Genomic DNA, 11,406 nt, shown 5'->3' with positions numbered 1-11,406 from the left:
GACTGCTGCGCAGTCCAACGGGGGCAAGCCCCCTCGCCACAAAAGCCCCCCGCCACAGGTTTGTGTTTGCCTTAGATGACGTAGTTTTTCTGCCCGCCATATCTATCTACCGCGAGCCCCTCGCAACTGCCCGATAACGTCCCCGACCCCGCGCTGCGTCCTCCACAGCAGCCCGTAAAGTCAGGAGACGACCATGTCCGAAACCACCCACCAGAAAGAACTGGATTTACTGACCGAGCTGGTCACCGGCCCTTCCATCACCGAGGTCGCCGCAAAATTTCTCGGGCCTGCGCTTGAAGCGCTGTATCCACATCTGAAAATCGACCCGACGCTCGCCACGGTGGTCACCCCGACCTGGGTCATCGCCGATGATCGCGTCACTCCCGGCAAATACCTGTACGAATCCCTCGCCAATGTATTGGTGAAACTCGCCTATTCCAGATCGGTGGTGAATTACATCGACGGCGAACACTTCCTGACGCTGCATCCGGGCGACGATTCGCAGGCTCAGCTGGCGGTGAAGATCGATGCCATCGGCTGCCTGATCAATTCACTCGCCCCGCTGCTGTTCAATGCCTATCAGCAACAACAGCTCGATTACTGGAACCAGCAGACAAGTCCCTCAACCCCGCGCTGGCACCAACTCTCGCAATCACTGCAAGGCATCTGGAAACTCGACCCGACACTGGATTGGAGCGAGGACGAAAAAGCCATTGCCCGCGCGGTGTTCGAACAACCGGACCGCGAAACGCGGCGCACACGGGACAAGTACCAGACCAAGGCCTGCCTGATCGACATCGACAGGGTCGAAGGCGCCGCGAGCAAGCATGCGTGGATACTGGATGTCGCGGTCCTCGTGGGAACACTCGGCAAGCGCACGTTCGTACTCACGCACTCGATCATCGAAGGGTTCAAGCGTTACGACTCCGTGGATGCGCTGGGCGAAAAACTCCCCGCCCGGGAAAACCTCCAGTGGCGTCTGTACGAGCCCGACGGCAACTTCTTTCACCATCAGGCCTGCGCCTTGATTGCACTGGAGACCGAAGCCATCGGCGATTTGAATTCGGCCCAAGGCAGTTCGCCTCCCGTCAACGCTTCCTCCAGAAATTTCACGAATCAGGATCAACCGCCGTCATCGCGTTTCAACAGGGTCCGGACGCTGCTGCCGGACTGGCTGAAAAACGCCTCACCTGCGGACCTCACGCGCTACAGCCGGCACTTGATGGACATCGCTAACCTGCGCGAACAGGACGCCGGCAAAACCTTCCTCGACGATATCCCGCCCCTGCCGGAATTTGCCCTGCGCAAACTGCGCGAGCAGATGACCAAGGACTATCCCCAGGCATCCACATTGAAGCTTGAGGACGTCGAAATCCATGTCACCAGCCTGGTCGTGCTCGGAACCTTCATCGTGCCCGGCAGGACCCAGACCCTCAGGCTGTCGCTGGCGGATCTTGCGCTGCAAAACCTGATCGCCCTCCCCCTGGGCAACAAGACGGTGCAGTACAAAAACGGTGATGCCACGCCGAACTGGATGACTGTCAGCTACCTGGAAAAGCTCGTCAACAAGGTGAACATCGGCGCGAAATACCCGGCGCTGATCAAGGCCAAACTGCTCTCCGATCCCCAGGAAACATCGCGCAGGCAAAAGCTCTTCAGTCGTCACCTGCGCATCCAGCTGCCGCTGCAAGCGCTGCAATACAAGATCCGCGGCGAAGCCGGCGTCGACGAGCGCGGCTATCAGTACATCCTGGCGGTATTGCAGGACAATCCTGCGGATCGTCACGTGGACGGGCTGGAAATCATCATCCGCCCGCTGGCGTTTATGCATGGCGGCGGCAGCGAGGGTACGGCGGACAAGGTCGCCAACATGTTCGTGATCGGGCCACGGCACGCGACCAAGGGACCCTGCCTGCTGTACCGGCCACTGCTCGAACATCCATTGCTGCAATATCCCGGCGAGGCGAACCTGCTGTACGCGATCAAGCACCACAAGACGCTGCGCCAATCGGTTCTGGCCTGGCTGCCGGACGCCGTGCGTTTCAACTACTCGCAGTACGCTTTCCCAGGTGAATTGCCGTCAGTCTGGACACTCGGGCAATGGCTGGTGGAGCCCACTTCGTTGCTGGGCAAGATGGCGAACGTGACATTCGGTACGAAGGCGCTGGAAGGTGAAACCTTTGCCGCCCTGTTCAAGGCGAATGCCGATGCGATGGTCACTTTGGCCGACCGCCAATCGGTCTCCAACGCCGAAGCCCGTTGGGCAACGCTCAAGCAAGGCGCGTGGATGCTGTTCAATGGCGCGCTGCCTTTCCTGGGGCGCACGGTCGGGACGGCTGCGTGGATCTGGCAAGTGATGGACGATCTGCAGCAGGCCACCGACGCGAAGGAAAACGACGACAGCCAGGGCGCCTGGTCCGCCATGACCGATTTGCTGCTCACACTCGGCATGGTGCTCGCCCATCAGGCCGCCGCTCGCCGCGAAACCTCCACACTGCCTGTCGAGAAAGCCCCGCCCGCACGCCCCGATCCCCAGAAGCTGCCCAGCGCGAAGCCGACCGTGACGCGACAGCCTGATGTGCAATCCAGCCAACCACCGGCCACCCACCAAATGCCCATACACGCCTTCGGCGCTTTGACCGACAAGGGCCTAGGAGCGGTGCTCGATGAACTGAGCATCAGCGAACCCGCCGGCCTGAAAGCCCCTGCGCTGAACGCCGGCCCCTACCAGCATCTGCGCGGGCTCGATCACAGGTGGTACGCGAAAGTCGGTCAACGCTGGTTCGAAGTCGCACTCAACGAAAACGATGACGTGCAGATCATCGACTCACGCAAAACCCCGCCCGCCAAAGGTCCTCTGTTGGTTCACAACGCCAAGGGCGAATGGTTTGTCGACATGCGCCTTCGCTTGCGTGGCGGCGGTCGTCGCCAGGAACTGATGCGCCAGAACCAGCAGCGCAAGGCCGATTTGAGGGAAAAGCTGGAGGCATTCGACGCCCGAAAATACGAGCTTGAGAAAGAGCTGGTAGAGGCACAAAAAACGGCCACCGAGGCCGATCATGCGGTCCTGATCGAAACTCTGGATTCACAAGTGAAGGCCTACGGCAGCTACATCGATCAACTTAAAGCCTTCAATGCCCTCGATCCCATCCAGAATTACCGCCAGGTCCTGGTCAGTTGCCTTGAATGCCATCTGTCGCACACCCACAAATGGTTTGCCTGGCAGGAAAAAAGTTTTGAAGACCTTATGCGCCAATCCCTTGCACTGCTGGATCACAAACAGGTCGACAGCACGCAAACACCGCGCGAGCTGCATCAACTCACCAGTGACATGGCGCAGGGCTTTATCGACAGGATCGAGTTTGCCCGCAGCCGAATCGATGAGCTGACCCGGCTGGGCAAGGAAGCCAGCGAAGTGGCTCGGGGCTACGCGGCGCACATGCCGAGGTTCAAACTGCCGGATCTGAAACTGTTCCAGATCAGCATCGCCCAGGAGCTTTGCCTCAACGACAGCGCGACGGTCGACATGGCGGCGGCGCGGCAGGCCATGGAAAGTGTGGTCGAAGATATCAGTCTGACCGTCGAGTCCTACAAGGACCTGGAGACCGGGGACGACATCCCGCTGCTCGAACGCATCGACGGCATCAACGACCTGCTGGAGCAGTTTGCCAACCTCGACCAGCGTATCGCCGACCTCGCCGACGAATTCCCCGAGGCGCTGCTGAGCGATCAGCTGGAACAGATGCGCGAGCGGATCAAAGCTTTCAACGAACCAACCACCCGGCAACTCGCAAGCCTGTTGCACGAGCGCAGATTGCTGGTGCCGACACCAGGACCGTCGCGACCTGCGGCGCCGCGCAAGCGCATCATCAAGACGCGTTACAAGGGCACCGTGGTCGGCACCCCGCGCCAGCGAGCGGCGGGTGAGGAGATCGATCTGTTCGACGTGACATCGCCGCTGACCGGCAAAGTCATCGCGACCTTTCACGAAAAATCGCCGGGCAACTGGCTTGAACATGTATCGGCTCAGACCCCGCCGCCTGCACGCCCCACTCTCGATCTGAGCATTCAGCAGGGTCAGATCCTGTTCGATCAATTGCAGGCTTTTACTCGTCGCACCGAAGCCCACGCCAATCAGCCAGGGCGTATCCCGGTGGAAATCGAGGAGATGTTCAATCAGCAGGCCCATCGGATGACGCAAGCGGCCGACGGGATCGAAAAGGCCCTCACCGACCTGAACGCCACCGACGGCGGCCAGGTGTCCGCGGTCGACCTGGCCAAACAGCTCAATGAAAGCGCTGCCAACCTGTACGAAAAGGGTCGCCAGACCCGAATCAGCATGACCAAGCGACAGCCACCCACCGCCGCACGCGTGCAATGGCTGCATGACAAGGGCCTGGTGGAGATCGTGAAGGTGCCGGGGCGGAATCGGCTGAAGGGGCTACGCAAGGATTATCTCGAGGAATACGAGATTCGCGAGCGTGGTGACGGTAAGGATCATGTGCTTTGGTATGCGCACTTCCACTATCCCAAACCCGACACACCGGCCGATGGCTACACCGCGGCGCACCTGAAAACGGCTTCGCAGCGCAAACTGGGCGGTGGGTTTGACCTGAGGACAGCGACGTCGAACAGCGAGCTGATTGCGATCTATCGCAGTGAAATCAGTCCGCAGTTGGCGAAGGCGTTGTTCCTTTCTGCGCCCAAACCTTCCACCTCAAAAACCTGACCCCGCAATCTTTGGCTGAACACATAACCTGTGGCGAGGGGGTTTACCCCCTCGCCACAGGTGCGTGTAACGCCGGCTATCAGCGCCAAGCCTTATCCAACCGCCCCAACGCAGCCCGAATATCAGCCTCCGGCACCGCCGCAAACCCCAGGACCAGCCCCGCCCGCTGGTCCAGCGGTGTACGCGAATCCGGCAACCAATAACTGCTCAACCCATTGATCTCGACATCAACCCGCGCAGCACTTTCAACCAGCTCCTGCTCGCGGGCCAGCGTCTCAACGGGTACCGTCAAATGCAGCCCCGCCGCAACACTCGGCAAACCACCAACCCCGGCAATATCCCGAGGCCAACCCGCCAGCAACGTGTTACGCCGACTCAACGCCGCACGGCGCATCCGGCGAATGTGCCGCTGGAAATGCCCGGCCGCCATGAACTCGGCCATCACAACCTGGGTGCTCACTTCCGAATGCCGCACATCCACCGCGCGCCGCCGCGAAAACGCATCCACCAGCCCCGGCGGCAACACCAGATACCCCAGGCGCAACGCCGGGAAGGCAACCTTGCCGAACGTCCCGACGTACAACACTCGCCCCTGCCGATCCAGCGCTGCCAACGGTGCCAGCGGCGCGCCGGTGTAGCGGTACTCGCCATCGTAATCGTCCTCGACGATCCAGCCCTGGTTGCGCTCGGCCCAGGCCAGCAGTTCCAGGCGTCGCGCCAGGCTCATGACCACACCGGTCGGGTACTGGTGCGACGGGGTGACATACGCCAGACGACAGTCGTTGATCGCCGCCAATTGGGTGCAATCGATGCCCTCGCTATCCACCGCCACACCATGCATTCGTGCCCCGGCCACAGCGAAGGCATGACCGGCCGCCCGATACCCCGGATTTTCAATCGCCACCCCATCGCCAGGCTCCACCAACAACTGTGCACAAAGGCTGATGCCCTGTTGCGCACCACTGGTGATCACTATTTGCTCAGCCGTGCACTGCATTCCACGTGAACTGCGCAAATAAGCAGCAATGAGCCCGCGCAATCGCTCATCGCCCGCCGGATCGCCGTAGCACAGCTGGCGCAGATCCGGTTTGCGCCAGAAAGCCGCGTTCAGCTTGGCCCAGACGTCGAACGGGAACAGATCGAACGCCGGTACGCCGACCCGAAAAGCCCTCGGCGGACCGCTCGGTGGACGCGGCAAATGGTTGTTTTCCAGGCGCTGCAAAACACCACTGTGGATAACTTTACTGGATGAAATCCCAGGTAAATCAGGCGATTTTGTGGATAAGGCTGTGGGTAAGCCTGTTGAAAACCCTGTGGATACTTTTGTGGATATCTTTGATGAAAGTGTTCCCGCTTGGGGCAGTTGTGCCACATAAGTCCCATCGCCCACCCGCCCCTCGATGAAACCTTCGGCGTAGAGCTGATCGTAGGCGCGCACCACGCTGTTGCGGGAAATCGCCAGCGCCGCCGCCAGATCCCGGCTGGCCGGCAGCCGCGTGCCGCTGGCCAGCCTGCCGTCAAGCACCCGCAATCGCAGCGCCTGATAGAGCTGTCGACTCAAGCCCTTACGGCGATCGAGTTCGATGCCCGCGGGATTGAATGGCAGGGAAAGCGGCTCGCTTTTAATTTCAATGGACCTATGAAATTGGTCGTTAATGGCTCTTACAACGGACCAATAGCCTGCCTAGGATGCAGACATCCGCCAAGGGAAATCTCCATGTACACGCCACGAAATTTTGCCATCGACGATTTGCATGAACTGCACCAGCAGATACTCGGCACCCGCCTCGCCATGGTGGTAACCCATGGCGAACATGGCCTGCAAGCCAGCCATCTGCCGATGCTGTTCAACCCCGACCAGGGCCCGAACGGAACCCTGTACGGCCACTTCGCCAAGGCCAATCCGCAGTGGAAAGAACTGCAGAACGGGGCCGAAGCGCTGGTGATCTTTGCCGGGGCCGACGCCTACGTCAGCCCAGGTTTCTACCCGAGCAAAGCCGAACACGGCAAAGTCGTACCGACCTGGAACTACGTCGCCGTTCACGCCTATGGAAGCGCCGAAGTGTTCACCGATGCCGACCGCCTGCTGACGCTGGTCAGCGCCCTGACCGATCGCCACGAAGCTTCCCGCGCCCAGCCATGGAAAGTCGCCGATGCACCGGTCGACTACATCGACGGCATGCTCAAGGCCATTGTGGGTTTTGCCCTGCCGATCCAGCGCCTGGAGGGCAAGCGCAAACTCAGTCAGAACCGCAATGCCGCAGACATCGCCGGCGTGCGCGAGGGGCTCGCCGCCAGCTCTGATGCGCAGGACCAGGCCCTCGCCCACTTGATGCGTTAAGGAACAATCATGAGTCAGATCGACATTCGTCAGGTCAGTGCCGACGACCACGCCGCCTGGCTGCCGCTGTGGCAGGCCTACCTGCGTTTCTACAAGACTGAATTGCCCGAGGCTGTCACCCAAAGCACCTGGCAGCGCATACTCGACCCGAACGAGCCGACCCACGCCGCCCTGGCCTGGGCCGACGGCAAGGCGGTGGGCATGGTGCATTTCATCTACCATCGTTCCAATTGGGCCATCGAAAACTCCTGCTATCTGCAAGACTTGCTGGTGGCACCCGAAACCCGCGGCACCGGCGTCGGTCGCAAGCTGATCGAATTCGTCTACGCCACGGCCAAGGCCGATGGTTGCAACAAGGTTCACTGGTTGACCCACGAAACCAACGCCACCGCGATCCAGCTCTACGAGCGCATCGCCGAACGTCCCGGTTTCATCCAGTTTCGCAAGGCCATTTAAGGTTCAAGGAGAACACCATGCCGACTTCACTTGCCGACTGGAAAGGCGTTCAGCCACCGTCGGTGCAAACCCTCGAAGGGCGCTTCATCCGCCTGGAAAAACTCGACCCGGCGCGTCACGGCGACGATCTGTTCAAAGCCCTGCAGGGCCCCGGCGCCGACCCGAAACTCTGGGACTATCTGCCTTACGGCCCGTTCCCGGAACGCAGCGCCTTCAACGACTGGCTGAACAACCACGCGGCCCACAGCGACCCGTACTTCTTCAGCGTGATCGACCGCGCCAGCGGTGAGGTGCAAGGCATCCTCAGCCTGATGTCCATCGTCCCGGCCCAGGGCCGCATCGAAATCGGCCACGTCACCTTCGGCGCCCCCATGCAGCGCTCGCCGAAAAGCACCGAGGCGATCTACCTCCTGGCCAAGGAATCCTTCGCCCTGGGCAACCGCCGCCTGGAATGGAAATGCAACAACGCCAACGCCCGCTCCAAGTACGCCGCCGAGCGCCTGGGCTTCAGCTTCGAAGGCGTGTTCCGCCAGCACATGGTGGTCAAGGGCCAGAACCGCGACACCGCGTGGTACTCAATCCTCGACTCGGAATGGCCGGCCGTTGCGGCAGGGTTCGAGAAGTGGCTGAGCGACGAAAACCAGACGGACTCCGGACAGCGCAGAGGCCTGGCCGAATGCCGCGGCTGACCGCCTGAAAGCAAAAGATCGCATCCTGCGGCAGCTCCTACAGGTTCTCTGTGCAGGCTGCCGCAGGCTGCGATCTTTTGATCCGTACATCAATCTGTAAAAACCAACCGCTATACAGGACGCCCCGCTTATAACAAAACGGACGTCAAAAATGCCCTTCTCCCCCCAGCGACTGGCCTTGGTCATTGCCTTGTTGACCAGCACCAACGCCATGGCTGCACCCTACAAAGCCGTGCAGATCGATACCGCCACGACCACCGCGCAAACCCTGGGTGGTGCGGATACTTTGACGATTTCGGCGCCGGGGAGCATTACCAATGCCGGCAAGGCTGTCAGCCTCAAGGACGGTACCGCAGGCGTGGGTGTGGTGATTGATAACGCGGGGAAGATTGTTTCCACTGGCGGCAGGGCGATCGACAGCAGTGGTGATCTGACCCAGGCGCGCAACTACAGCATTTACAACCGTGCCGGCGGGCAGATTCTGGGGTTCAACGATGCCCTGCGCATCGACAGCAACTTCGCCAGCGGCAGCCTGTTGATCGATAACAGCGGCATCATCCGCTCCACAACCGGTCAGGGGCTGGACCTGGATGCGCTGCGCAGCGCCGGGGCCACGACCACCATCATCAACCGCTCGGGCGGGTTGATTCGTGGCGATGCCAGCGACGGCATGAAGACCGGCGCCAACGCGACCATCACCAACCATGGCGAGATTTCCACCGGCGACTCGCACAATGCCGACGAGAAATTCGACGGTATCGATATCGACTCGGCCACCGGCGTGACGGTGACCAACTACGGCACCATCTCCGGCGGTCGCCATGGCATCACTACCGACCTCGGCGCGACCTTGACCAACTACGGGCAGATCACCGGACGTAACGGTTCCGGGTTCGGCTCCGATGGCGATGGCACGGTGATCAACCACGGCACCATTACCGGCGCCTATTCGGGATTGCAGGCCAATGGCGACGGCGATGGCGTGGACATCGATAACCTGGCCCACATCGAAAACTACGGCACCATCCAGGGCGTGGGTGCTGGCGGCGTGGACAAGAACGGCTTCGCCAACGGCAGTGAAGGCATCGCCTTGGGCGGCGGATATGTGTTGAACGCCAAGGGCGCGCTGATCAGCGGCGCCAACAGCGCCATCCTGGTCGACGATGGCAGTGGCGGTGCCGGCGTGGCGGCAACCACTCTGGAAAACTTCGGCACAATTCAGGGCCTCGACGGCTTCGGCGTGAAATTCGTCGGCGAGTTCGCCGACAGCGTGATCAACGGCGGCACCATCAGCGGCAGCGACGGTCTGGCGCTGGACTTGGGTGGCGGCAACGACAACCTGACCCTGCGCAACGGCAGCCGCTTCATCGGCACTGTCGATGGTGGCAGCGGATACGACCGCGTAGTCATGGATGATGCGGCCGGTGGCAGCTTCGGCAGCAGCCGCAACTTTGAATGGCTGGAGGTTCAGCAAGGCGCCTGGACACTCACCGGCAACGGCGATTTCAGCGACGGCGGCGCCGTGCGCAACGGCGCGACGCTGATCAACCAGGGCGGCATTGCCGGCAACCTGACCGTGGACGCCGGTGGCGTGTACGCCGGCGGTGGTTCGGTGGGCAGCCTCAACGTCAACGGCACCTTGAGAACCAATACCGGCCTTGGCACGGCGACCATCGTCCACGATCTGAACATGGGCAGTGCATCGACCCTGGCCTACGGCGTGAATGCCGACGGCAGCAGCGCTCCGGTGCAGGTCGGCGGCACGGCCAACCTCAACGGCGCGACCCTGGCCGTGAACCCCGGCAGCGGCACTTATCCTTGGCAAAGCCATTACACCGTGCTGCAGGCTGCGCGCATCAACGGGACATTCGGCACGGTCACCAGCGACTACGCCTTCCTCACGCCTACGCTGGCGTACACCCCGACCCAGGTTGACCTGACCTACACCCGCAACGATGTCGCCTTCAACGAATTCGCCGTCAGCGGCAACGGCAGCAACGCCGCCAATAGCCTGGCTTCACTGGGTCGGAACAATGCGCTGTACAACGCCTTGTTGAACACCACCAGCGCCACGGCCGGCGCTGCGATCGAGCAATTGAGCGGCGCCAGCAACGCCAACCTGACCAGCGCGACCCTCGGCGCCAGCAGCCAGGTCGGCGGTAGCATGCTCTCGGCGATGCAACAAATGGGCGGCAGCCCGGGGTTGATGGTCGGCCTCGATCAGCGTGATACGCCGATCCTCGCCGCCAACGGCGTGCCGACCGAAGCACGCAACCTGAACGACCCGAATGCCCGCGGTCGTCTCTGGCTGCAAGCCATCGGCGGCTACGGCAAGCTCGATGGCGAACACGGCAGCAGCGGCCTGGAGCAACGCACCAAAGGCAGCGTGCTGGGTGCCGACTGGTCGTTGAGCCCGCAGTGGCGCGTGGGTGTGCTGGGCGGTTATTCGAAGACCGATCTGGACGCGACCGGCGTCGACGGCAATGTCGAGAGCTGGCACGCCGGCGTTTACGCGCAGCATCAGAATGGTCCGCTTGCCCTGCGCCTTGGCGCTGCGTACAGCGGTCATCAGGGCGAGAGCAAACGCACCATCGCCTTCAACGGTTTCAGCGACCGGCCCAAAGGGGATTACGACGCCGACAGCCAGCAGGCGTTCGCCGAACTCGGCTACTCCATGGGCAGCGGTCGACTCAGCGCCGAGCCGTTCGCCAGCCTCGGCTATCAGCGCTACCACCGCGACAGCTATCAGGAAAAAGGCGGCGCTGCGGCTCTGGACGTCGATGGGCAAACCCAGGACAACTTCAGCACCACCTTCGGCGTTCGCCTGGCGCACCTGAGCAGCCTGGACAACGGCATGAGCCTGACCCCGCGCATGACCGCTGGCTGGAAACACACTTACGGCGACGTCAGCAACTCGACCCGCCAGGCCTTTGTCACAGGCGGCACGGCGTTCAGTGTCGACGGTAGTTCGCTGGATCGCGACAGTCTGGTGCTGGAAGCCGGACTGGACCTGGGCATCAGCGCTCGGCATTCCCTGGGCATCGGCTACAGCGGCGAGATCGGCAACAACAGCCGCAATCACGGGCTGATCGGGCAGTGGCAGATGAGCTTCTGACCTGCGGTCTCGCTCCACCTGTAGGAGCCGAGCTTGCTCGCGAAAGCGGTGGGTCAGTTGCAATGATGCTGACTGA

At 61.7% G+C, this 11,406-nt stretch carries 6 protein-coding genes; 5 read left to right on the top strand and 1 reads right to left on the bottom strand.

Annotation, left to right across the window (positions count from 1 at the left end; all coding sequences use genetic code 11):
• The first annotated feature begins 193 nt into the window (after nt 1–193).
• Complete coding sequence (locus ACW9JE_RS23880; RefSeq protein ID WP_457434147.1) at nt 194–4,729, top strand: hypothetical protein; 4,536 nt, start codon at nt 194–196, stop codon at nt 4,727–4,729.
• A gap of 79 nt (nt 4,730–4,808) precedes the next feature.
• On the opposite strand, the gene pdxR is transcribed toward ACW9JE_RS23880, so the two are convergent.
• Complete coding sequence (gene pdxR / locus ACW9JE_RS23875; RefSeq protein ID WP_224539930.1) at nt 4,809–6,356, bottom strand: MocR-like pyridoxine biosynthesis transcription factor PdxR; 1,548 nt, start codon at nt 6,354–6,356, stop codon at nt 4,809–4,811.
• Nucleotides 6,357–6,446: 90 nt separating this feature from the next.
• Here pdxR and ACW9JE_RS23870 point away from each other — a divergent pair, with 90 nt between their 5' ends.
• From ACW9JE_RS23870 to ACW9JE_RS23855, 4 genes are all read left to right on the top strand, one after another.
• Entirely contained in the window at nt 6,447–7,070 is a 624-nt protein-coding gene (locus ACW9JE_RS23870; protein WP_457434146.1) for an FMN-binding negative transcriptional regulator, read from the top strand.
• A gap of 9 nt (nt 7,071–7,079) precedes the next feature.
• Nucleotides 7,080–7,526 (top strand): N-acetyltransferase family protein, encoded by a 447-nt coding sequence (locus ACW9JE_RS23865; protein ID WP_457434145.1) that lies wholly within the window; start codon nt 7,080–7,082, stop codon nt 7,524–7,526.
• Between the two features lie 17 nt (nt 7,527–7,543).
• On the top strand, nt 7,544–8,215 hold the full coding sequence (locus tag ACW9JE_RS23860; protein WP_457434144.1) for a GNAT family N-acetyltransferase: 672 nt from the start codon (nt 7,544–7,546) through the stop codon (nt 8,213–8,215).
• Nucleotides 8,216–8,366: 151 nt separating this feature from the next.
• Nucleotides 8,367–11,330 carry an autotransporter outer membrane beta-barrel domain-containing protein gene (locus ACW9JE_RS23855; RefSeq protein WP_457434143.1) on the top strand — a complete coding sequence of 988 codons (2,964 nt, stop codon included), beginning with the start codon at nt 8,367–8,369 and terminating at the stop codon, nt 11,328–11,330.
• The last annotated feature ends 76 nt before the right edge of the window (nt 11,331–11,406 follow it).

Source organism: Pseudomonas sp. SDO55104_S430, assembly GCF_054070595.1.
Note: the sequence above shows the minus strand (reverse complement) of the source record. Positions and strands in the feature narration are given on the sequence as shown.